Origin of the sequence: Streptomyces sp. NPDC060198, from assembly GCF_042728415.1 — a bacterium.
Taxonomy (GTDB): Bacteria; Actinomycetota; Actinomycetes; order Streptomycetales; family Streptomycetaceae; genus Streptomyces.
The window spans coordinates 1-22682 of the sequence record NZ_JBHWZJ010000091.1 but is presented as its reverse complement, the minus strand read 5'-3'; the positions used below and the strand labels follow the sequence as shown (position 1 = coordinate 22682).

The window sequence follows — 22682 nt, the reverse complement described above, 5'->3', positions numbered from 1 at the left end:
GGGTCAGACGGTGGACTCGTCGTCGTGGACGGTGACCCGGGCGTAGCCCTGTCCGGTCACCGCGCCGACGGGCACCGAGACGTAGATCTTGTAGACCGTGTCGGCGGTGGGCTGGACGGCGGTGTCGTCGATGACGGGCAACTGGACCGTCATCGAGGTGGCGCGCGCCGGGAAAGTGATCTTCCGGGCTGAGGTGGTGAGTTGGGTGCCGGCGCCGGCCACGGTCTGGAGGTTGACCGTCACCGGGGTGCGGGAGGGGCGGGAGAGGGTGACCGTGACGGGGGCGGTACCGGCGTCCTCCGCGGCCGAAACTCCGGCCACGGAGACCTGCGGCAGTTCGCTCGGGCCGCCGCTGCCGGCGCGGACTGTCTGGAAGGCCACGTCGGAGAGGTAGACACCGCCGGCGGTGGCGGGGGCGGTCAGGGTGATGCGGCGGACGTCCGAGAGGTCCACCCCGCGTACCTTCTCCAGCGGCCAGTTCACCGTCTGGAGCCAGGTCTTGGGCAGCAGGGTGCTGGTGCCGGAGGACGGGTTGGCCTTCAGTGCGTCGCTGAGCGAGGAGAGGGCGACGGAGGCGGTACGGCCGCGTCCGTCGGTGAGCTTGACGGTCAGGTCGGTGTCCGGTCCGTTCTCGTCGACGGCGGCGCGGAACGCGAGGTTGTCGAAGCGCCGGACGTCACGGGAGCCCTTGGGTATCTCGATCACGGCCTGGGCGGGGGTGTCCGTACTGTCCGCGCTCTCCGGCCACGTGAGGTGGAGCAGCGGGGTGGCTTCGACGTTGCCCGCGTAGTTGGCGGGGGTCCAGGACGGGAAGCGGGAGGTGCCGGTGGAGCCGGTGCAGGCGCCGAGGGCGCTGATGGTGGGGCGGCCGGTGAAGCCCGCGCAGTAGGTACCGCTGCCGCCGCCCGTGATGATGACGTTGGACGACGGGGCGGTCAGCGGGGCGATGTCGGAGCGGCTGCGGCCGGGGGCCTGGGCCTCGCTGTGGACGGTGGCCGCGCCGATGGTGGTCGACGCGCCCTGGCTGCCGTCGAAGAGGGGCAGGAAGCGGTCCTGGCCGCCGAGGGTGAGCTGGAAGAACCCGGACATGATGGCCGTACCGGTTTCCGACTGCTCGGCGGCGGTCAGCCGGGTCGTGGTGGGCGAGGCGCTGCCGCACACGGCGTCGGTGGAGGCGGACCAGTCGTCGCTCGCGGGGGCGGCGGCGACGCCTGGGGTCCACTCGGTGTTGAAGAAGTTGTGGTCCGCGCCCATCACCATGAGGGAGGAGCGGAGCACGTCGTCGTCGGCGCCGGTGTAGCGGCTGTCGTCGTAGAAGTGCTGGCCCTGCTGGTTGGAGACGTCTCCGTCGCAGTACGGCAGGACGACGGCCATCGGTACGTCGGGCAGGGTCTCGCGGCCGAAGTCGATGGGGGCGAGCGGGAGTACGGCGTCGATGCCGTACGGGTGGGCGCGGCCGGCGTTGAGCAGGGCGGCCTTGACGACGCCCTCGCCGCCGCGCGAGTGGCCCATCAGCCCGACGCTGGACAGGTCCAGACGCCCCTTCAGCAGGCGGCTCATGCCGGGGGCGGCGCCCTTGTCGGCGCGGGCGAGCAGGTCGAGGTGGTCGAGGACGAGCTGGCCCCGGGCGAGGGTGCCGGCGTCGTCGGTGTAGGACGCGTCCTGGGCGTTGATGCCGTCGGCGCTGATGGAGACGACCGCGTACCCCTGTGAGGCGAGGATCTCGGCGGTGGCGTCGTAGCCGAGGTAGCTGGGGATGGGCTGGTAGCCCTCGGGGCAGGGCCAGGCGGTGTTGTTGGTCTTGGAGGTGTCGGCGTTCCAGCAGGCGGAGTGGCGGCCGTGCAGGAAGAGAACGACGGGACGTTCGCCCTTGGCGTCGGCCGGTACCCAGACGGCGGCGCGGAGTTCGGCGCTGCGGTCGCTCAGCCCGCCGAGGGTGACGGCGGTGTCGCCGAAGTCGTAGTCGGCGCGGGCCACCCGGTAGCGGCCCTTGGCGGTGGCGGCTTCGGTGAGCGAGGCGGCCGTGGCGGTCGGCTTGCCGCGGCGGCCGGTGCCCCGGGGGGCGTGCTGGGACGTGGTGACCGTGTCGGCGGCGCCGTTCCAGGCGACCCGGACGTCGCCCGGGTGGGCGGCGCGCAGGTCGGTGGTGACCAGGGAGAGGGTGTGTCCGTCGGTGGTCTGCCGGGCGTATCCGAGGGAGGCGCCGTCGACGGCGATCTCGGGGAGCGCGTCGCGGACGGGCAGCGGCTCGTCCAGCTTCAGGGTGACGTGGTAGCCGTCGGCCGAGCGCGTGACCGACCAACTGCGGTCGGCGGCCGACCCGGTGGCGGTGGTGGGCTGCGGGTCCGGGGAAGCCGGGGAGGCGAGTGCGGTACCGGTCATGGGGAGCGTCAGGGCGAGGGCGAGGGCGGCGACGGTGGCCTGCACCGGGCCCACCGTCCGGCGCGGTCCTGGACGCCGGGTGCGGGGTATGGACATGCGGCGGTTCCTCTCGTGCGGGGCGGCGCCGCTCCGGGAGGGAGGGCACCGACTCCGGCTCATCGCCGGCACACGAAGATCACCACCACTTCTGATCACTTGAGTGACTGTTCTGTTTCCCCATGATCAACTGAGACCGTTACGGGGAGTATTTACGTGCGGTTTACACGAACCGTCATGCGCCGCGCCGCGCCGAGGCGCCGCCGCGCAGCAGCCCGAAAACCGGTGGAACCGTATACCCGTGCGCCGTTACCGTGCTGGCGCCCCGCTCCATCCGTGGTCGCCCCGACAAGGACACGCCGTTGTACACCAAGTGAGACACCCCGAGCGCTGATCCCTCGCGCGTCGCCCCGTCGGGCCGCGCGCTCCTTTTCGCTGCGGTTCTCTCACTGAAATCGGTGTTTCTCCATGTCCGGAAACTGGGTCGTCGCACCCGCCTCCCGCCCGCTCGCAGTCCCCGCGCCGATCGCCTTCCGCCGTGGCCACGACCAGCGCACCGCACCGGACACCGGATGCGGGGCCACCGCCGGGCTCGCCGCCCCGGGGTGGGCGACCGTGCCACGCTTCGAGCTTCCGAGCCCGCTGCTCGGCGACAGCTCCCGCTCGGCGGCAAAACCCCTCGCGAGCCGACGCGCACGACGCCGCACCACGGGCTCCGACGGGACCGGGCGTCCGGCCTGGCAGTCGCCGTACGGTCCGCCGCGGAACCGCGCGCACCGAGGTCGGTGGGCACCCGTGCCGGGGGTGGCCGACGCCCCGTCCGCCGTACGGCAGGCATTCCTGTGCGGGCGCTGCGAGTGATCCGGGAGATGGTCCGGGTCAGGTCGGCGGCGCGGGTGGGCGCTCCAGGACGATCATGACGGCGTCGTCGTCGAGGTGCCCTCCGACCCACTCCATCAGGTCGGCCCGGAAGCGACCGAGAAAGGCGTCGGCCTCCTTCTCGACCCAGCCGGTGATGCGCTCGGCGAGCGGGTAGAACGCGCCGGTGCCGTCACGGGCCTCGGTGACCCCGTCCGTGTACAGCAGCAGGAGGCTTCCCGGCTCGAACGGGAAGCTGTCGACGTGGTACCCCGGATGCGCCAGCTCGCCCAGGCCGAGCGGGGGCGCGGGGTGGAGGACGTCCATCGTCGTCGGTCGGCCGTCGCACAGGACGACCGGCGGCGGATGCCCGCAGGCGACCATCTCGACACGGCCGCCCTGGTCGGGGATGTCCAGGACGGTGGCGGTGATGAACGTTTCTCCGTAACGGCTGCTCTCGCCCGGCTCCATCAGGTCCCAGCACACGCTCCGGTCGAGGTAGCTCACCAGCTCGCCCAGGCTTGCCCGGCGGTGGGCCGCGACGCGGAAGGCTCCGAGGAGCAGCGCCGCGTCGTTCACCGCGGTCATCCCCTTGCCGCGCACGTCGCCGACGATCAGCCGGGTACCGGTGGTGGTACGGGCCGCCGCGTACAGATCGCCGCCGATCTGGGCCTCGGCCTCCGCGGCGAGGTAGAGCGAGGCGACGCGCAGGGGGCCCAGTGTCTTCGGAAGTGGGGGCAGGACCACGCGTTGAGCGGTTTCGGACACGTATCGCACCTGCGCCAGCTCCTTCGCCCTGCGCTCCCTCAGTACGCAGAAGATCACGAGCATCACGCCGACCAGCACCAGGGAGATGATCTGGGCCTCGTGGTTGGCGGAGAGAAGCTCGTCGGGATCGCGCGCCAACCCGATCACCGACTGCGAGATCACCGCCAGCGCGGCGATCAGACCCACCGTCCGGGGGCCTGCGAACGACGCGGTGACCGCCGGGGCCGCGACGAGGAGTGGCCCGAGGTGGATGTCGGACGGCGAGAGAAGGTCGGCCACCGACACCGCGACGATCCACAGGATCGGGATGATGATCAGAAGCCGGTCCCGGCCGGCTCGCACCCTCCGGCGAGGCCCTACGCGGCGCTGTGACATGACTCCTCTCTACACCGCCCCCTACCGGCCCGCGCGCAGACACGGGCGGCGAGGCCGCGTACCTGTGGGAGGGAGCGGGTGGCTCACCGAGGCGCCCTCGCGCCCCCGCGGCGGAGTGGGGTTCCGACCGGCGTCGGCGTGCCGGTGCACTCCCGGCACTCTCGGCAAGCCGAGAACCGAACGTACGTCCGGTGCGTCGCTATGGTGTGGAACGCATCCACCCTGTCGCCGACTCCCACGTGGCCCGGTGCCACTCCTTGCAGCGAAGGACCCGCCATGCCCGGTCACCGTCAGCCCTTCCGCCGTATCGCAGCCTTGGCCGCCGCGCCCGTCGCCGTACTGCTCCTGACCGCCTGCGGCGGCGACCCGGTGCACGGGACGATCACGGAGAAGGAGTACAAGCGCGGCAGCACCACGTACACCGACGAGGCGGTCACGCGCAGCGAATGCTCCACGACCAGGAAGAACGGTAAGACCAAGAAGTCCTGCCGCCAGGTGAAGACCGGTGCCACCAAGCGCGTCGAGCACCGCAAGCAGGAGTGCTACCAGATCGAACTGGACAACGACGCACACGAGTTGTGCATCTCGAAGAGCAAGTGGGACAAGGTGCGCGTCGGCGACAAGTGGTGAACGAAGGGGCGACAGGGCGGGGCTGATCGCGCACCGGCGCCGGTGCAGGTGGCGCGCCCTGGCGTGCGCGTCATTCCCGGCGGCGGCGCCGGCCTCTCAGGGGAGGACGATCAGAAGAGCTCCGAGCGCCCCACGTTGACCAGCGGCCGCGTGAAGATCTGGGCATCCAGCAACCCCTGCTCGATCTGGTGCTCCGCCTCGAAGAATCGGTTGTCGCGGACGAGGACCCCGCCCAGAAACGGCATGTTGATGCTGCCGGAGCCGTCCACGGGGAACGAGCCGGAGCTCGCGTCGATGGTGCCGTCCGGGTTGAGCATCCGCACGAAGAGCAGCTCCCCCGGCTGGATGGTGTTCTCCAGGTCCACCCGGTCGCCCCGCATCCCGAGATTGACGGTGACGGTGGTGAGGATGCCGTCCGTGACGAACCGGTCCTCGATCTCCGCCCGCAGGTCCGGCGTGAGTGGCTTGCCTTCGGCGAGGATCATGTTCAGCGAGGGGATCCGCAGCAGGCGGGAGGCATCGACCGCGTAGTCGTGCGAGAAGTCCGTCACCACCCCCGCCGCATCCCGTACCTCGACCTGGACGATCTCCCCCAGCTCCAGTGCTGTGGCCGACATGGTCGTTCCTTTCCCGGCGCGCCCGGCCGCCGTTCGGGGCCTCAGGTCACCACCAGCGTCGTGGTCGTCAGCGGCTCCACCGGCGTCCCGGCGGCCGGGGACTGCGAGGTGATCCGCGAGCCCGGACGGCTGGAATCGCCCCGGACATCGGGGGTGACGCCGCTGCGGAGCACGGTGAAGAAGAAGTCGCCCAGTTCCCTGCGGTCGAGCCCGAGCGCGTCCAGCCGGGAACCCAGGAAGTTCAGGCAGTGGTCGACCCCCTCAAGGTTGATGCAGGCCAGCAGGTCGACGACCGGTTCCGCCATCTGACCGACGAGATTGGGCATCGCGTTGGCCGCCGCCGGTGGCGGGGTGACCGGGGCGAGGATCTCCTTCTGTTTCGGCATGTTCGGCGGCAGGCCGGTGAGGCGGAAGTCCGCCTTCCCCTGGATGTCCCGCATGAACACCTCCGGGTCGCGTGCCTCCTTCAGGTTCTCGATGGCGAAGGACGCGGCCTCCTCGATCGCGTCGAGGTCACCGGCGAGTGCCGCCCGCAGGGCCTGCAGGTCCGGCCCGTCCGGTGCGAACTCGAACTCGGCGGTGTGCCGGACGTCGAGGATGTAGTCGAGCAGGTTGAGCATGTCTGTGCTCTGCGACCGCAGCTTCGCGCAGCGGATCAGCACCCTGCGCTGTTTCTCGATGTCGGCGATGTTCGGCGGGGTCGGCCCCAGCGCGATCGCGTACGGGGCCAGCGTCGCCGTGTACGAACGCGGCTGGGCGCGCACACTGGCGGTCCACTCGTCCATCGCCGCGTAGAGCTGGTTCACCAGCTCCACCGGGTCTCCGCTGCGCGGCTGGGTGGTGAAGGTGCCGCCGTCGTGGAGGATGAACGCCTCCGCCCGCGCCTCAGCGTTCCGCATCGCCTCCGAGATGTTGATCCGCACCTCCGCCGAGACCGTCACTCCGTAACTGCCCTCCAGCGCGGCGTTGAGCGACATCTTCGACTGCACACTTTTGGTGTCGATCCGTACGACTCCGAAGAACCGGCCTCCCGTGCCGATACCGCGCACGAAGTACTCCCCGAACTGCCCCTCCAGTGGCTTCCCTTGCTCCACCAGCTTCGCCGCCGCCTCCGACAGCGCCGGCGAGTCCATCTGCTCGAAGGCGAAGGTCCGCGAGTTCGACACCATCACGGTGAGAGAGCTCGACTGGACCCGGCACCGCTTGGAGAAGTCGAGTGAGGCCGAACCGCTGAAGAGCCCGATCCCGGCCGAGATGTCCGCCCCCACTCCGAGTTCGGACTCCAGATCCTGTGTCGTCTCGATGCGCCGGAAGGTGAAGGAACCGGTCTCCCCGCCGCCGACCTGCGGCGGAGTCACCGGCCCTGTAGCGCCGAGGGCCATGGGGCTGCCGCTCGCCATCGAGACCCCGATGCCGATGTCGTATCCGTCGCGCATCGGAACCGTCTCCTGCTTCATCACCATGGCGCATCCTCCGTCCCGCTGTGGGCCGGGCGGGCCTGGGGCGAACTCTCGGGCCGGCGGGTTCGCGAGTCCGTCCGGCCGGGCAGATGGTCTTCGGCCCGACCGGCTCGGGACCGTGGCCCGCCCCACACCGGGCCGGGCGTCGTACGCTCCCGACCTGGGTGGCGGCCGACGCCGACCGGCCCTTCCGGTTCCCGGACACCTCCGGCGGCTCTGTCTTCGCCGAGGCGGGAACTCCGTCTTTCATTGTCCACCCGGGCTCCGAAAACCGCAGCTCAGAAGGGCAGTTGCCCAGGGCGCCCGCTCATTGGCCCTGCTGGTCCCAGGGCTGCGGCCGGGGATCGGCGCCGAGGGTGTCGATCACGGTCTCCGCCCGTCTGCGTCGGCGTACCCCTCGCCGTCGTCGGCGTCGTCGTCCTCCTTCTCGGAGTCCTCGGCCCCGCCATCGCCCTCCAACCGTGCTCCCCGGCTTTCCGCGATGCGTCTGACGTCCCGGAGCGACTCGCTCAGCCGGTTGGCGAGGAACCGGTACTCCGCCCCGGTGACCCGCCGGTCCGCCAGCAGTGCGGTCGCGTGGTCGAGCAGTTCGTCCGCCATGTCGAGCTGGACGCTCTCGATGTCGTCGGCCATCCGGGAAACGAGGCCGGTGCCGTCCCCCAGGACGTAAGCCGGCTTGCCACCGTCTCCGGTCCACGGCAGCAGCCGGAACGTCCCGCCCGCGCGATGCACGATGTCGAGGTCGGGCATGTCGTTCACGCGGCTGCTCCCTCGGCGTGCGTGAGGCGGGTGACCAGCGCGATCCGATCGGCCCACTCTTCGTCCGTCACGACGTACGGGCGGACGAGCACGGTGTCCTCGCCACGCAGCGGGCGTCCGCCGGTACGGCGGGTGGTGGGGCCGGACGGGTGCGGGCGGGGGGCCGGGGCGGGCGCGGGGCGGGAGGCCCGGGCGGGTCGTACCAGCCGCTTCAGTGAGCCGGTGACCCGGCGGACGAGGTCCTTCATCTCTGCGCGTTCTCCTTCTGACGACGGCACCCACGAACGGGTGCGTTCCGTGGTGAATCCATCACAGAGTGGGGCGGCTGCTGGCTACGCTGCCAGGGGTTCGGGCTTGACAGCCCAGCTGTCAAGAACAGGGGAGTTGGCGCCGCGTGGTTGTGGAGCAGAAGCCTCAGACTCTGAGGGAGAGGTACGGAGCCGAGTTGCGCCTACGCCGGTCGGCCGCTGGCCTGACCCAGGAGGAGTTGGGCGCCCAGTTGCTCTGCTCCGCGACTTTGGTCAGCCACTGGGAGGCGGGACGACGGCTACCGAACCCCGATGACGCACAGCGGATCGACCTTGTCTTAAAGACGGACGGCTTCTTCTTCCGATGGCTGGAGGATCTGGACACCAGATTCGCGCAGTACTTCCAAGCGGTGATCGAGCTGGAGCGCGAGGCCACCGAAATCCGCCAGTACGGCGCCTCTCTCGTTCCTGGGCTTCTTCAGACAGAGGCATACACGCGTGCCGTGTACCAGGCATACCGTCCCAACCATGGTGCCGACCCACTTGACGAATACGTTGTCAAGCGCATGGAGCGCGGTCAGTTGCTCACCAAGTCATCGACCCCGGTAGCTTGGACGCTGCTGGACGAAGCAGCCCTCCGGCGTACCACCGGCGGGCCGGGCGTCATGGCAGAGCAGTTGCAGAAGGTTGCGGACATGGCCGAGGCCGGCCGCCTGCGTCTGCACGTACTCCCTTTCACATCGGGCGCTCATGCCCTGCTGGGAAGCATGCTCTACCTGCTGGACTTCGCGGATGCGAGTCCGGTCGCCTACGTGGAAGGGCTCCTTACCGGACACCTGATGGACCAACCGGCCGAGGTTGAGGCTTGCCAGAGGGCCTACACACTTGCTCTGAGCGACGCGGCGTCCTGCCGCGAGTCACTGGCCCTCGTCAGACGAATCGCGAAGGAGTACGAACATGCGCACCACGTATCTCAAGATCGCTGACACCGAAGCGGTCACCGGTTGGTTCAAGTCCACTTACAGCGGCGGAGCCGACGAGACCAGCGACTGCCTCGAAGTAGCAACCGGCCACCCCGCCATCCCCGTCCGCGACAGCAAGGCCCCCAAGGGCCCCGCGCTCGTCTTCTCCCCCGCCGGATGGTCCTCGTTCGTCGCCGCCGTCAAGAGCGGCACCCTCGGCGCCTGACCGGCCACCACGTCGCGAACGCCCCTGGCAGTTACCTGGGTCCGCTCCGTACCGCCGGTTCACCTCTCCGCCGCATGGATGCGGACACCCGCTTCCCGACGCTGCTCGTACCGCCACACCTCGCTGAGTTCGAACTCGACAGGGTCACCGGGCTCCCTCGGCGGAAGTCCGCGTTCCCCCTCCACGCACCGCTCGTCGTCGTGGAGGGCGAGCCCGTTCACGGCGGCGACCCGGACCCGGCGGGCCTCGTCGGTGAGACGGGCGGCCATCGCGTCGGCGAGGGCGGGATCGCGGTCGCGGCCCGTGGCGATCCTGTGGCAGGCGGCCTCCCGTACCTGGGCGTCGGGGTCGGCCGTCAGTTCCATCAATGCCTTACGGACGCCGCCCGGGAATGCCTCCGATCCGCGGAACCCCAAGGCCGCCTCCCGCCGGACCCGGGCACTCGGATGACCGGTGTGGACCAGGAGAGCCGTGTCGACGCGTGGGTCGTCGTGCTCGGCGACCCCTGCCAGGACTTCCCTGAGCACGGCGTGGTCCGGCTCGCGGGCGGACCAGTCGAGGAAGGTCTCCAGGGCGGGGCCGGCGAACACGTCCTCGTCCGAGTGGTCGAAGAGGTGGGTGAGCCGCAGAACCTCGGCCCCGAACAGCCGGTAGACCGGGTCGGGGTGGGTGCGCAGCGCCTCGGCGGCCGTCCAGGTCTCCTGGTCGCGGCGCTCGGCCAAGGCCATGGTGACGGAAGCCCACACGGCATGGTCCTGGTCGGGGTGGGCGGCGGCACGGTCCCTCATCTCCTCGAAGGAGACGCGGAGCCGGCTGCGGGGGCGGAGGGCCGCCTCCAGGTGGGTGAGGATCGCGGCGTGTCCGTCGCGCACGGTTGCTCCGGCGAGAGCGAGCTCGTCGACCCAGGAGTACTCGTCGTCCTCGACCCGGGTCCGGGTGACGGCGCCCCCGGCTCCGGTGCGGCGCCGCAGCTCCGCCTCGGCCCCGGACTCGTACCGGTGGAGGGCGAGTTCCCGCATCTCCAGCAGTTCGGCGGTGGCGTAGTGCGGCCAGGTCCCGTACGCGAGGAGCGCTTCGACCAGTGCGGGCGAGCCGGAGTCGACTGCCCGGCGCAGCGGGCGCACGCCGTCCGGGCCGCACTGCCGGGGGTCCGCGCCGTGCTCCAGGAGCAGGTGGACGAGCGACCGTGAATGGATCCCGATCGCAAGTCCGAGAGCCGGATTTCCTTCCCCGTCACAGGTGTCGGGGTTCGCCTCGTCGGCGAGAAGGTCCGACGCCCGTTCGACGTCCCCGGCCCGGATCGCGGTGATCAGCGGAGGCTCTGCGGCGGCTGCTCTCTCGTTCACACTTCTCCCCTCGTCCCGCGTGCGGTCAGGCCCGCGCCAGGAAGGCGGCCCGCAGCCCCGGGTCCCGCAGCAGCGCCAGGATCTCTTCCTCGCCGTCGAAGAGCAGTTCGGCGGCGGGGTGCCCGGACTGGTGGAACATCGCGGCGAGTACGTCGGCGAGCGGGCGGTCCCAGGCGACCCGGGCGACCTCGTCGGCCTTGGCGTGTTGGCCCCGGTCGGTGGCTATGCGCCAGAGTTCGACGGACTGCTTGGCCGTGGCGTAGGCGGTGCGGCGCCCGGCGACGAGAACGCCGCGCCGGTTGAGGCCGAACACGTCTATGCAGGCGTCGCCCTGGGCGCTGAGCCCCCGGTACGTACAGAGCGGCAGCACCAGGCGCAGGTGGTTCAAGGGGTCGTCCAGGGTGGGGTCGAGGAGGAGTGCGCGGCCGGTGCTCGCGTCGCGCGGGAAGAGGTCGCGCTTCTGGTTGCTGTTGCAGTAGGAGCAGGCCAACAGGTAGTTGGTCCAGTCGAAGGTGCGCAGCGGGGCCTGGCTCTTCGGCTCGAAGTGGTCGATGTCGGTGCCCTGGCTGTCGCCGCAGTACATGCAGCGCTGGTGGCCGGGGGCCATGTCGGTGAGGGCGGCGAGGACGCCGGGGCGTACCCGTCTGCGTACGGCGAAGCGGCCCCAGAGGCCGATGGCGGTCGCCTTGCGGTCGGAGGCCGCCGCGTCGGCGATCTGCCGGGTGTACGTCGCTAAGTGTTCCTGGGTGTCCAGGGGCAGTTCGGGACGGGTCATCCGGATCACTTCGCCTCGCCCGCCTCTCCGACCGCGTCCCTGGCCTCGTTTCCGGCCCCGTCCTCGTACCCGTCGGTGATGTCCTGGACCTGGTCGGCGATCCGGTACAGCCGGGCGGAGACCTCGTGGGCGCGGGCGGTCGGGGAGCTGGACAGCAGGCTCTTGAGCTCCTTGTACCGGGCGACGGTCTCGGGCGAGGTGTCGCCCTCGTACACCTTGGACTCCAGGGCGACGAACTCGGCGCGGGCGTACTCGGCGCGCTCCGAGTACGGGGTGTCCAGGCCGAAGAGGTCGGAGAGCACCGCGTCGTCACCGCTGCCGTAGACCACCCGTTCGTACAGGTCCTCGGGGACGACCTCCGGGGAGGCCCCCTCGTCGACGCCGGGCAGGCGGATCAGGCCGCCGGGGTCGGCGGCCTGGCAGATGTAGGGGCTGTGGGTGGTGACGATGAACTGGATGTTGGGGAAGTGGGTGGTCAGCCAGGGGCCGATGCGGCGCTGCCAGGAGACGTGGAGGTGGGCGTCGATCTCGTCGATGATCACGACCCCGGGGACCTGGAGCGGGCTCGGGCCCTCGTCCTCGCCGCCCCGGCCCAACGCGTGGTCGCCGAAGGCGTCGTGGATCTGCTTGAGCAGGTCCACCACGAGGGCGGCGACCGTGCGGAAGCCGTCGCTCATCTCCCGCAGCGGGAAGCGGTGTCCGCCCCGGGTGACCCAGAGCCCTTCGGAGTCGACGTCCTTGATGCGGTAGCCGTCCGGGAGGAGCCCGTCGCCGAGGACGGAGAGGGCGGCCTCCTTGAGGGCGAGCGCGCCTTCCCGGCCTTCGAGCGCGCGCAGATGCTGTTCGATCAGCCAGGCGACGCCCTCGGCGAGCGAGGCGTCCTCGTGGAAGAGACTCGCCTGTCGGGCGACGGGACCCGAGGCCAGCATCAGCCGCTGCACGTCGCCCGAGCCGCCGGCCATCCGCCGGAACGGGCCGTACGCGGCGCAGAACCAGCCCACCGGGTTGTCCGCCCACGGCCCGCGCTGGGCGGCGCTGGCGCTCTGGGTGCGGGAGTTGCTCCGGATCTCGCCGAGTGCGGGCTGCACGCTCTTGCGCCCGGCCGCTGCCTCGCCCGGAGGTGTCCAGCGCAGTCCCGTGCCGAACTTGTTCTGGGTGCGGCCCGAGGCGGTGAACTTGTCGAAGTCCTTGTCGCGGACGATCTCCGCCGAGGCGCTGCCCGACTCGGCGCCGCGCGTGACCCAGTTCTCGAAGCCCTGGACCAGCCCCCGGGCGGCCACCGGGCCGCTCAGCGCGAGCGCCAGGGCGCGCAGCAGGGTGGTCTTCCCGGCGCCGTTGCGGCCGGCGAGGACCGTCCAGCCGGCGTGCGAGCCGTCCGGGCGGGTCAGGGTCAGGTCGACTTTTCGCGGTCCGTTGAACGACTTGATGTTCTCGATGGTGACGCGGGAGACGTACATCTGCTGACGGTTCCTTCCGGGGCGCGGGAGTCCGTGTCGGGCAAGGAGAGGCCGGCGCGGGCGGAGTCGGAGGGGTGGACCGGGGTCGGCCCCGTCGTGGACGCGGTGCGGGCACGCGCACGGACGCGGTGGCGGATGTCCGAGTTTACGAGGGATGGGAGCCGGGGCGTAGCCATCGGCGGCCGGGAAAGTGAGCCATGGTCAGCTGCGCCGGAGGGTGAAACGCGTGAGGCGGCCGACGGGCCGGGCGGGCAGGCGCCCGCCTCCGCCCCGGGAAAGCGAAACGGGCCCGGCCTCGCGGCCGGACCCCTCTCGCTTTCCCCCCGTCGGGCCTTCCCGTTCCCCCCGGACCCCTCCCCCGGAAGTCCCGACGCAGAGTGTGACCGGGCAAGGATGCCAAGGGTTGTACGCCTTGACCATTTCTTTACCTTGATCGCCGAGAGCGCTCTCCGCAGGCGGATTCACGCGCTCCGGGGACGCCCGGAGAGCGCCTCAGCAGGCGTGCTCCAGGAAGCGGGCCGCCACCTCGGCGAGGACCTCACCGCCGTCGCGGGCCCAGAGCCCCTCGTTGAAGATCTCCACCTCGATCGGCCCGTCGAAGCCGGTCGCCTCGACCAGCGTGCGCAGCGCGCGGAAGTCGACGCTGCCGTCGCCGAGCTGCCCCCGGCCCAGCAGGACGCCCTCGGGGAGCGGGGTGATCCAGTCGGCGAGCTGGAAGGAGTGGATACGGCCGCCGGCCCCGGCGCGGGCGATCTGGGCGGGCGCCTGGTCGTCCCACCAGACGTGGTAGGCGTCGACCACCACGCCGACCTGCTCGGCCGGGAAGCGTTCGGCGATGTCCAGCGCCTGGGAGAGGGTCGAGACCACGCACCGGTCGGAGGCGAACATCGGGTGCAGCGGCTCGATGGCGAGGCGGACGGAGCGCTCGGCCGCGTAGGGGGCCAGCTCCGCGAGGGCGTCGGCGATGCGTTCGCGGGCGCCGACGAGGTCCTTGCTGCCCTCGGGCAGACCGCCGGAGACGAGGACCAGGGTGTCCGTGTGGACGCCTGCCGCCTCGTCGATCGCCGCACGGTTGTCGTCCAGGGCGCGGGCCCGCGCCTCCGGGTCGATCGCCGTGAGGAAGCCGCCCCGGCAGAGGCTGGTGACGGTGAGACCCGCGTCGGCGAAGAGGCGCCCGGCGCGCTCGACACCGTACTTCTGCACCGGTTCGCGCCAGAGGCCCACTTGGCCGACGCCCGTCTTCGTACAGCCCTCGACGAGCTCCTCCAGGGACCACTGCCGCACGGTCTCCTGGTTGATGGAGAACCGGGACAGGTCCTGGCCGGTGCCGGTGGTCATCGGGTTCCTCCCTGGACGGTCAGCAGCGCCCGCATCCGGCTCTCGGCCAGCTCGGGATCGGGGAACAGGCCAAGGCGGTCGGCGAGTTCGTACGCCTTCGCGAGGTGCGGCAGCGAACGGGCCGACTGGAGGCCGCCGACCATCGTGAAGTGCTCCTGGTGCCCGGCCAGCCAGGCGAGGAAGACCACGCCCGTCTTGTAGAAGCGGGTGGGCGCCCGGAAGAGGTGGCGGGACAGCTCGACCGTGGGGTCCAGCAGATCCCGGAAGCCCTGGGTGTCGCCGGTGTCCAGGACCCGTACGGCGTGCGCGGCGAGCGGGCCGAGCGGGTCGAAGATGCCGAGCAGGGCGTGGCTGAAGCCGCGTTCGTCGCCCGCGATCAGCTCCGGGTAGTTGAAGTCGTCGCCGGTGTAGCAGCGGACGCCCTCGGGCAGCCTGCGGCGCACGTCGATCTCACGGGCCGCGTCGAGCAGCGAGATCTTGATGCCGTCGACCTTGTCCGGGTGCTCGGCGATGATCTTGAGGAAGGTGTCGGTGGCCGCGTCCAGGTCGGACGAGCCCCAGTACCCCTCCAGGGCCGGGTCGAACATCGGGCCGAGCCAGTGCAGGACGACCGGCTCGGTGGCCTGGCGCAGCAGGTGGGCGTACGTCTGCGCGTACTCCTCGGGCCCCTCGGCCACGGCGGCGAGCGCGCGGGAGGCCATCAGGATGGCCTGCGCGCCGCTCTCCTCGACGAGGGCGAGCTGCTCCTCGTACGCGGCGCGCACCTCGGCGAGGGTCGCCGGGCCGGTCAGCTGGTCCGTGCCGACCCCGCAGGCGATCCGGCCGCCGACCGCCTTGGCCTCGGCGGCGGAGCGGCGGATCAGTTCGGCGCCGCCGGCCCAGTCCAGCCCCATGCCGCGCTGGGCGGTGTCCATCGCCTCGGCGACCCCGAGGCCGTGCGACCAGAGATGGCGGCGGAAGGCGAGGGTGGCGTCCCAGTCGATCGCGGCGGGCCCGTCCGGGCTGACGTCGGCGTAGGGATCGGCGACGACGTGGGCGGCGGAGAAGACCGTGCGCGAGGCGAGCGCGGAGCCGCCGGGGGCCAGGTCCAGGGGGGTGGTGCGGGGCTCGTACGGCCCCTGCGGGAGGTGGATCGTCACAGGGTCAGCTCCGGCACGTCGAAGCGACGGCCCTCGGCGGCCGACTTCAGGCCCAGCTCGGCGAGCTGCACGCCCCGGGCTCCGGCCATCAGGTCCCAGGAGTACGCCTCGTCGAGGACGACGTGGCGCAGGAACAGCTCCCACTGCGCCTTGAAGCCGTTGTCGAAGGTGGCGTTGTCGGGGACCTCCTGCCACTGGTCCCGGAAGGACTCGGTGACGGGGAGGTCCGGGTTCCACACCGGCTTCGGGGTGGCCGAACGGTGCTGGACACGGCAGTTGCGCAGGCCCGCGACGGCGGAGCCGTGGGTGCCGTCGACCTGGAACTCGACCAGTTCGTCGCGGTTGACGCGCACGGTCCAGGAGGAGTTGATCTGGGCGACGGCGCCGCCCTCCAGCTGGAAGATGCCGTACGCGGCGTCGTCGGCGGTCGCGGCGTAGGGCTTGCCCTGCTCGTCCCAGCGCTGCGGGACGTGCGTCTGGACGTGCGCCTGCACGGTGGTGACCTTGCCGAACAGCTCGTGGAGGACGTACTCCCAGTGCGGGAACATGTCCACGACGATGCCGCCGCCGTCCTCGGAGCGGTAGTTCCACGAGGGGCGCTGCGCCTCCTGCCAGTCGCCCTCGAAGACCCAGTACCCGAACTCGCCGCGCACGGAGAGGATCTCGCCGAAGAATCCGCCGTCGATGAGGCGCTTCAGCTTGAGCAGGCCCGGCAGGAAGATCTTGTCCTGGACCACGCCGTGCTTGATACCGGCGTCACGGGCGAGGCGGGCGAGGTCGAGGGCGCCCTCCACGTCGGTGGCGGTGGGCTTCTCGGTGTAGATGTGCTTGCCCGCCGCGACGGCCTTCTTGATCGCCTCGACGCGCGCCTGGGTGACCTGGGCGTCGAAGTAGATGTCGATGGTGTCGTCCGCGAGGACGGCGTCCAGGTCGGTCGACCACTCGGTGAGGCCGTGCCGGGCGGCCAGCTCCTCCAGCGCGTGGGCACGGCGGCCGACCAGGACGGGTTCGGGCCACAGCACGTCGCCGTTGCCGAGGTCGAGGCCGCCCTGCTCGCGGATCGCGAGGATCGAGCGCACCAGGTGCTGCCGGTATCCCATACGACCCGTGACGCCGTTCATGGCGATGCGCACAGTCCTGCGAGTCACGAAAGTTCCCTCCGTCTGCCGTAGCAAGCGCTTTCTATCGTGTAAGAAGCTAGCCTGCCGACAGTGGCCCGGACAAGAGGGGCGCCGCGACCGAACTCCGAGGAGAACAGACACGATGACAGTCACCCTGGCGGACGTCGCGGCACGCGCCCGGGTGTCCCCGGCCACCGTCTCCCGCGTTCTCAACGGCAATTACCCCGTCGCCGCCACGACGCGCGAACGCGTGCTGCGCGCCGTGGACGACCTGGACTACGTGCTCAACGGGCCCGCCAGCTCCCTCGCCGCCGCCACCTCCGACCTGGTCGGCATCCTCGTCAACGACATCGCGGACCCGTTCTTCGGCATCATGGCGGGCGCCGCGCAGTCGGAGATCGGCGTCCCCGGCGACGGCACCGCCCGGGCGGGCGGCGAGAAGCTGGCCGTCGTCTGCAACACCGGCGGCTCCCCCGAGCGCGAACTCACCTACCTCACCCTCCTCCAGCGCCAGCGCGCGGCGGCCGTCGTCCTCACCGGTGGCGCGCTGGAGGACCCGGCGCACCAGGCGGCGATGGCGGCGAAGCTGGGGCGGCTCGCCGACGCGGGCACCCGGATCGTGTTCTGCGGGCGGCCCCCGCTGCCCGAGAACGACGCGGTGGCGGCCGCCCTCACCTTCGACAACCGGGGCGGCGGCCGACGCCTGACCGAGCACCTGATCTCGCTGGGCCACCGCCGGATCGGCTACGTCGCGGGCCCTCAGGAACGCACCACCACCCGCCACCGGCTGGAGGGACACCGCGCGGCGATGCGGGCGGCGGGGCTGACCGGCACGGCCGTTTCCCCGGAGGACGACCGGCTGACCGTCCACGGCCCCTACGACCGCCGCTCCGGTTACGAGGCCACCCTCGAACTCCTGCGCCGCGAACCGGGGGTGACCGCCATTGTCGGCGCCAACGACTCAGTGGCGCTGGGCGCGAGCGCGGCCGTGCGCGAACAGGGGCTGCGCATCCCCGAGGACGTCTCGGTGGCCGGCTTCGACGACCTGCCGTTCTCGGTGGACGCCGTCCCGGCCCTCACGACGGTCCGGCTGCCGCTGTACGAGGCGGGGGCGCGGGCGGGACGCCTCGCCATGGGCACGGAGACCCCGCCGCCCGGCGGCATCGCGACGATTCGCGCGGAGCTGATGGTGCGCGGGTCGACGGCCCCGCCGCGCGGGGACCGGCCGGCCTGAGGGCGCCGCCACCACGTAGAAAGCGCTGTCTGTACGGTGGTCGACGCATCGGATACCAGGCGGCGGGCGGGGTAGGCGTACCGCCCGAGGAGCCGCGGCGGGAACCGACGGGCACCACGGTACGAACCGACCGACGGAAGGAACACCCACGTGAAGCTCGCTTTCTCGACCCTCGGAGTGCCGGGGACGCCCATCGACGAGGTCGTCCGGCTCGCCGTCGAGCACGGCTACCAGGGGGTGGAGCTGCGCGCCCACCCCGAGGAGCCGGTGAACCCCGGGCTCTCGCCCCTCGAACGCGCCCAGGTGGTCGCGGAGTTCGAGAAGGCCGGTGTGGAGATCCTCACCGTCGCCGGGTACGTCCGGGTCGCGGCCGAAGGCGACGACGAAGCGGTCGTGGCGCAGCTCGCCGAGCTGGTGGCGCTCGCCCAGGACCTCGGCGCGCCCTACGTCCGGGTGTTCCCCGGCGGCGGCGACCAGGACCAGGAGACCGCCGACGCGGCGGCGGCCCGCCGGCTCGGGGCCGCCGCGGCGGACGCCGAGGACCGGGGGGTGACCATCCTGCTGGAGACCCACGACTCGCACCGGGCGGGCGCCGACGCGGCCCGCGTGGCCGGGACGGTCGGACACGCCCGGATCGGCGTGATCTGGGACGTCATGCACACCTGGCTGTCGGGCGAGAGCCCGGTCGACAGCCACCTGGTACTGGCCCCCCACCTCGGCTACGTACAGGTGAAGGACATCGCCTCGGCGAAGGACACCACACCGCTGGCGCTCGGCGAGGGCGTGCTGCCGCTGACGGAGTGCCTGGACACGCTGGCGCCGGACACCTGGGTCTGCTGGGAGTACGAGAAGCGCTGGTACCCGGAGATCCCGGAGCTGCCCGGACTGCTCTCCGCCGGGCGGGAGTACCTGCTGCGGGTGGGCGCGCCGAAGCAGTGATCCCCTGATCCGTACGGGCGCGGGCCGCTCTCAGGCCCGCGCCCCGCGCGCTTCCGGCACGGTGGCGGGCACCGGTGCCGCCGCCATCGGCTTTTGCCACCGGCCGCCGAGGGAGGTCACGGCCACCCCGCCGACCAGCAGGGCCGCCGCGCACCACCGCAGCGGGCTCACCGACTCGTCCAGCAGCAGCGCCGCCGAGGACATCCCGAAGACCGGCACCAGCAGGGTGAACGGCGCGACCGTGGACGCCGGGTGGTGGCGGAGCAGGAATCCCCAGGCGCCGAAGCCGAAGACGGTGGAGATCCAGGCGACGTAGACGACGGTTCCGGCGCCGGCCCAGTCCATCGAGGCGAGCGCGTCCGCGTCCCGGTCCCAGCCCTCGAAGAGCAGCGAGAGACCGAGCAGGGGCAGCACGGGCACGGTCGAGACCCACACCATGAAGTTGAGGGAGTCCGGCGGGGCGGCCTTGCGGGTGAGGACGTTCGACACGCCCCAGAAGGCCGCCGCCGCGACGACCAGCACAAACGCGAGCACCGGGCCGCTCGCCCCTTCGTCGACGGCGGCGACCGCGATCCCGGCGAGCGCCACCCCCATCCCTGCCAGACGGACCCCGCCCGGACGCTCCCCGAGGGCGACCGCGGCGAAGAGCGCGGTGAAGACCGCCTGGACCTGGAGGACGAGCGAGGAGAGCCCTGCGCCCATTCCCTGGTCCATGCCGACGAAGAGCAGGCCGAACTTGGCGACGCCGAGCGCGAGACCGACGCCCACGATCCACTTCCGGGCGACCTTGGGGGGTCCCACGAAGAAGACGGCGGGCAGCGCGGCGATCAGGAAGCGCAGTGCGGAGAAGAGAAGGGGCGGGAAGTGGTCGAGACCCAGCTCGATGACGACGAAGTTCACGCCCCAGAGGGCTGTCACGAGGACGGCGAGGGCGATGTGGGAGGGACGCATGGGAGGAGCATCGCCCGCCCGTACTCTTAAGCACCAGCACGGCTTTCTTCATGGTGAACATGAGCGTTACTGAAGAGTCGTCCCCTTCCGGAGGTCACGATGCTCGATCTCGCCCGGCTGCGCGCGCTGCACGCCGTCTCGGTGCACGGTTCGGTCGCGGGTGCCGCCTCGGCGCTCGGCTACACCCCGTCCGCGATCTCCCAGCAGATCACCAAGCTGGAGCGGGAGACCCGCACCACCCTGCTGGAGCGGCGCGGACGCGGTGTCGCCCTGACCGAGGACGCGCTCCATCTCGCCTCCGCCGCACAGGAGTTGATGGCGCTCATGGAGCGGACGCAGACGACGCTGGAGGAGCGTCGGGGGCTGCCGACGGGGCAGTTGTCGATCGGCGCGTTCGCCTCCGCCGCGCGCGGGCTGCTGCCGGGCGTGCTCGCCGCCCTGGAGCGGGACCACCCCGCGATGGAGGCCCGGCTGACGGAGGTGGACCCGCATCTGTCGGTGGACCTGGTGGCCAAGGGCGTGATCGATCTGGCCGTCGCCCACGACTGGGACATCGCGCCGCTGCCCGCGCCGGACGGGCTGGAGCAGGCGGTGATCGGTGACGACCGGTGCGATCTGCTGGTGCCCCGGGGCCACGCGCTGGCGGGGCGGGACGCGGTGCTCCGCGAGGAGCTGGCGCGGGAGCGGTGGATCTGCCAGCCGCCCGGCACGGTCTGCCACGACTGGCTCATGCGGACGCTGCGGGCGGCGGGGTACGAACCCGACATCCGGCACCTGGCCGAGGAGAACCACACCCAGCTCGCCCTGGTCGCCGCCGGGCTGGGCGTGGCCATGATCCCGCGCCTGGGGCGGGGACCGCTGCCGGAGAGCGTGGTGGCGGTGCGGCTCGATCCCGTACCGGTGCGCAGGCTGTACGCGCTCTGGCGGACGGGGGCGGCCCGCCGTCCGGCGATCACGGCGGCGGTGGCGGCACTGCTGGCGCACGGGCGGACGATCGGGTTGACCTGATGGAGGCGCACGGCGAGGTCCTGCGTTCATTTGCCCGCAATCGTCCGGCGCGGTGACAGCGCGGCCGGGCGAGGACCCTTGACCGGAAGTTACTTTCCATATATCCGTACCTTCTTGGAAGTTTCTTTCAGTACCGGAAGGGGCTCACGTGCACCACCGCACCTCCAGACGCACCCTCCTCGCCGCGGCGGCGGCCGGCGCGGCGGCCGCGGCCACCGGCGCCGTCGCGATTCCGGCCGCGGCGGCGGACCGGACGGACCGGGCGGACTCCCGCCACGTCCCCGTGGACCGACTCCGGCGGATCATCGCCGGGATGAGCCTTGAGGAGAAGGTCGGCCAGCTCTTCGTGATGCGGGTGTACGGCCACTCCGCCACCGAGCCGGACCAGGCGGACATCGACGCCAACCTCGCCGAGATCGGGGTCCGCACGGCCGCCGAGATGATCGCGAAATACCACGTCGGCGGGATCATCTACTTCTCGTGGGCGCACAACACCCGTGACCCGCACCAGATCGCGGCGCTCTCCAACGGCATCCAGCGTGCCGCGCTCGCCGGTCCGTCGAAGGTGCCGCTGCTGGTCTCCACCGACCAGGAGCACGGCATCGTCTGCCGGGTCGGCGAACCGGCCACCCTGCTGCCGGGCGCGATGGCGCTGGGCGCGGGCGGTTCGCGCGCCGACGCCCGCCGGGCCGCCCAGATCGCGGGCGCGGAGCTGGCCGCCCTCGGCATCAACCAGAACTACGCGCCCGACGCCGACGTCAACGTCAATCCGGCCAACCCCGTCATCGGCGTGCGCTCCTTCGGCGCCGACCCGGACTCCGTGGCGGGGCTGGTCGCCGCGCAGGTGAAGGGGTACCAGGGCGCGGGGATCGCCTCGACGGCCAAGCACTTCCCGGGCCACGGCGACACCAGCACCGACAGCCACACCGGGCTGCCGGTCATCACCCACACCCGCGAGCAGTGGGCCGAGCTGGACGCGCCCCCGTTCCGGGCGGCCGTCGCGGCCGGCATCGACTCGATCATGACCGCGCACATCGTGGTTCCCGCGCTCGACCCGTCCGAGGACCCGGCCACCCTGTCCCGGCCGATCCTGACGGGCATCCTGCGCGAGGAACTCGGTTACGACGGGGTGGTGGTGACGGACGCCCTCGGCATGGAAGGCGTGCGCACCAAGTACGGCGACGCGCGCGTGCCGGTCCTGGCACTGGAGGCGGGCGTCGACCAGCTCCTCAACCCGCCGGGTCTGGACGTCGCGTGGAACGCGGTGGTGAACGCCGTACGGAGCGGCGAACTCACCGAGGCCCGCATCGAAGAATCGGTTCTGCGGATCCTGCGGCTCAAGGCGAAACTCGGGCTCTTCCAGGACCCGTTCGTCAAGGACTCCCAGGTGGACCGGATCGTCGGCACCCGGGCGCACCTGGCCGCCGCCGACCGGATCGCCGAGCACACCACCACGCTGCTGGCCAACCCCACCGGTCTGCTGCCGCTCTCCCGGCGCAGCCACCGGAACATCCTGGTGGTGGGGGCCGATCCGGCCTCCCCGTCCGGTACGACCGGTCCGCCGACGACCACGCTGGCCGCGGAGCTCACCGCGCTCGGCCACACGGCGACGGCCCTGTCCACCGGCACGGCGCCGGCCGCGGCGAAGATCGCCGAGGCGGTGGCGGCTGCGGCGGGCAAGGACGCGGTGGTCGTCGGCACGTACAACGTGACGGCGACCAGCTCCCAGCGCACCCTGGTGAGCGCGCTGGCGGCGACGGGGGTCCCGGTCGTCACGGTCGCGATCCGCAACCCGTACGACATCGCGCGGCTGGCGGGTACGGGGTACGCGGCGAGCCTCGCGTCGTACTCCTGGACCGACGTCGAACTGCGCGCCGCCGCCCGGGTGATCGCGGGCCACGCCGAGCCGGGCGGGCGACTGCCCGTCCCGGTGCAGCGCGCGGACGACCCGTCACAGGTGCTGTACCCGGTGGGCTACGGCCTGGAGTACTGAACACCGGCCGGGGGAACCTCGCCCCGGAAACGCGCCCGGCGCGCGCCCGCTGTGCAAGCG

20 protein-coding genes are annotated in these 22682 nt (G+C 71.7%); 7 read left to right on the top strand and 13 right to left on the bottom strand.

Annotated elements, in window-relative coordinates; all coding sequences use genetic code 11:
- Positions 1 to 3: 3 nt before the first annotated feature.
- Positions 4 to 2478, bottom strand: a complete 2475-nt coding sequence (locus ACFWEP_RS14415; RefSeq protein WP_387369954.1) for a hypothetical protein — start codon at positions 2476 to 2478, stop codon at positions 4 to 6.
- Positions 2479 to 3297: 819 nt separating this feature from the next.
- On the bottom strand, positions 3298 to 4419 hold the full coding sequence (locus ACFWEP_RS14410) for a PP2C family protein-serine/threonine phosphatase (protein WP_387369952.1): 1122 nt from the start codon (positions 4417 to 4419) through the stop codon (positions 3298 to 3300).
- A 276-nt stretch (positions 4420 to 4695) separates the two neighbouring features.
- On the opposite strand from ACFWEP_RS14410, the gene ACFWEP_RS14405 reads away from it, so the two are divergent.
- Complete coding sequence (locus ACFWEP_RS14405; RefSeq protein WP_387369950.1) at positions 4696 to 5049, top strand: hypothetical protein; 354 nt, start codon at positions 4696 to 4698, stop codon at positions 5047 to 5049.
- Between the two features lie 110 nt (positions 5050 to 5159).
- Here ACFWEP_RS14405 and ACFWEP_RS14400 read toward each other — a convergent pair whose 3' ends face one another.
- The 4 genes from ACFWEP_RS14400 to ACFWEP_RS14385 all read right to left on the bottom strand — a co-directional run bounded on the left by ACFWEP_RS14400 (position 5160) and on the right by ACFWEP_RS14385 (position 8133).
- On the bottom strand, positions 5160 to 5666 hold the full coding sequence (locus ACFWEP_RS14400) for a polysaccharide biosynthesis/export family protein (RefSeq protein WP_387369948.1): 507 nt from the start codon (positions 5664 to 5666) through the stop codon (positions 5160 to 5162).
- A gap of 41 nt (positions 5667 to 5707) precedes the next feature.
- Entirely contained in the window at positions 5708 to 7129 is a 1422-nt protein-coding gene (locus ACFWEP_RS14395; protein WP_387369946.1) for a hypothetical protein, read from the bottom strand.
- 360 nt (positions 7130 to 7489) lie between these two features.
- Positions 7490 to 7876, bottom strand: a complete 387-nt coding sequence (locus tag ACFWEP_RS14390; protein WP_387369956.1) for a hypothetical protein — start codon at positions 7874 to 7876, stop codon at positions 7490 to 7492.
- A 5-nt stretch (positions 7877 to 7881) separates the two neighbouring features.
- Positions 7882 to 8133: a hypothetical protein gene (locus ACFWEP_RS14385; protein WP_387369944.1), complete on the bottom strand. Its 252-nt coding sequence runs from the start codon at positions 8131 to 8133 to the stop codon at positions 7882 to 7884.
- A 146-nt stretch (positions 8134 to 8279) separates the two neighbouring features.
- Here ACFWEP_RS14385 and ACFWEP_RS14380 point away from each other — a divergent pair, with 146 nt between their 5' ends.
- Together ACFWEP_RS14380 and ACFWEP_RS14375 are read left to right on the top strand one after the other, a co-directional pair.
- Positions 8280 to 9119 (top strand): Scr1 family TA system antitoxin-like transcriptional regulator, encoded by an 840-nt coding sequence (locus ACFWEP_RS14380; RefSeq protein WP_387369941.1) that lies wholly within the window; start codon positions 8280 to 8282, stop codon positions 9117 to 9119.
- Positions 9091 to 9321 (top strand): DUF397 domain-containing protein, encoded by a 231-nt coding sequence (locus tag ACFWEP_RS14375; protein WP_387369939.1) that lies wholly within the window; start codon positions 9091 to 9093, stop codon positions 9319 to 9321. The genes ACFWEP_RS14380 and ACFWEP_RS14375 overlap by 29 nt, the downstream gene beginning before the upstream one ends.
- A gap of 59 nt (positions 9322 to 9380) precedes the next feature.
- On the opposite strand, the gene ACFWEP_RS14370 is transcribed toward ACFWEP_RS14375, so the two are convergent.
- The 6 genes from ACFWEP_RS14370 to ACFWEP_RS14345 all read right to left on the bottom strand — a co-directional run bounded on the left by ACFWEP_RS14370 (position 9381) and on the right by ACFWEP_RS14345 (position 16524).
- On the bottom strand, positions 9381 to 10667 hold the full coding sequence (locus tag ACFWEP_RS14370) for an ankyrin repeat domain-containing protein (RefSeq protein WP_387369937.1): 1287 nt from the start codon (positions 10665 to 10667) through the stop codon (positions 9381 to 9383).
- 25 nt (positions 10668 to 10692) lie between these two features.
- Positions 10693 to 11442: an HNH endonuclease gene (locus ACFWEP_RS14365; protein ID WP_387369935.1), complete on the bottom strand. Its 750-nt coding sequence runs from the start codon at positions 11440 to 11442 to the stop codon at positions 10693 to 10695.
- A gap of 5 nt (positions 11443 to 11447) precedes the next feature.
- Positions 11448 to 12899, bottom strand: coding sequence for an AAA family ATPase (locus ACFWEP_RS14360; RefSeq protein ID WP_387369933.1), 1452 nt, complete (start codon positions 12897 to 12899; stop codon positions 11448 to 11450).
- Positions 12900 to 13391: 492 nt separating this feature from the next.
- Positions 13392 to 14237 carry a sugar phosphate isomerase/epimerase family protein gene (locus tag ACFWEP_RS14355; protein WP_387369931.1) on the bottom strand — a complete coding sequence of 282 codons (846 nt, stop codon included), beginning with the start codon at positions 14235 to 14237 and terminating at the stop codon, positions 13392 to 13394.
- Positions 14234 to 15376, bottom strand: coding sequence for a dihydrodipicolinate synthase family protein (locus ACFWEP_RS14350; RefSeq protein WP_387369929.1), 1143 nt, complete (start codon positions 15374 to 15376; stop codon positions 14234 to 14236). Before ACFWEP_RS14350 ends, ACFWEP_RS14355 begins: the two co-directional genes overlap by 4 nt.
- The gene (locus ACFWEP_RS14345) at positions 15373 to 16524 is read right to left on the bottom strand and encodes a Gfo/Idh/MocA family oxidoreductase (RefSeq protein WP_328721579.1); all 1152 of its coding nucleotides are present in this window, start codon (positions 16522 to 16524) and stop codon (positions 15373 to 15375) included. Before ACFWEP_RS14345 ends, ACFWEP_RS14350 begins: the two co-directional genes overlap by 4 nt.
- A 115-nt stretch (positions 16525 to 16639) precedes the next feature.
- Here ACFWEP_RS14345 and ACFWEP_RS14340 point away from each other — a divergent pair, with 115 nt between their 5' ends.
- Both ACFWEP_RS14340 and ACFWEP_RS14335 read left to right on the top strand, forming a co-directional pair.
- The gene (locus tag ACFWEP_RS14340) at positions 16640 to 17731 is read left to right on the top strand and encodes a LacI family DNA-binding transcriptional regulator (RefSeq protein ID WP_387369927.1); all 1092 of its coding nucleotides are present in this window, start codon (positions 16640 to 16642) and stop codon (positions 17729 to 17731) included.
- A 150-nt stretch (positions 17732 to 17881) separates the two neighbouring features.
- A complete protein-coding gene (locus ACFWEP_RS14335) occupies positions 17882 to 18670 on the top strand; it encodes a sugar phosphate isomerase/epimerase family protein (RefSeq protein WP_387369925.1) in 789 nt (262 codons plus the stop codon).
- 30 nt (positions 18671 to 18700) lie between these two features.
- Here ACFWEP_RS14335 and ACFWEP_RS14330 read toward each other — a convergent pair whose 3' ends face one another.
- Positions 18701 to 19621 carry an EamA family transporter gene (locus tag ACFWEP_RS14330; RefSeq protein ID WP_387369923.1) on the bottom strand — a complete coding sequence of 307 codons (921 nt, stop codon included), beginning with the start codon at positions 19619 to 19621 and terminating at the stop codon, positions 18701 to 18703.
- A gap of 99 nt (positions 19622 to 19720) precedes the next feature.
- Between ACFWEP_RS14330 and ACFWEP_RS14325 the strand changes: the two genes are divergently transcribed.
- Positions 19721 to 20629 carry a LysR substrate-binding domain-containing protein gene (locus ACFWEP_RS14325; protein ID WP_387369921.1) on the top strand — a complete coding sequence of 303 codons (909 nt, stop codon included), beginning with the start codon at positions 19721 to 19723 and terminating at the stop codon, positions 20627 to 20629.
- A gap of 148 nt (positions 20630 to 20777) precedes the next feature.
- Positions 20778 to 22622 (top strand): glycoside hydrolase family 3 protein, encoded by a 1845-nt coding sequence (locus ACFWEP_RS14320; RefSeq protein WP_387369919.1) that lies wholly within the window; start codon positions 20778 to 20780, stop codon positions 22620 to 22622.
- Positions 22623 to 22682: the final 60 nt, after the last annotated feature.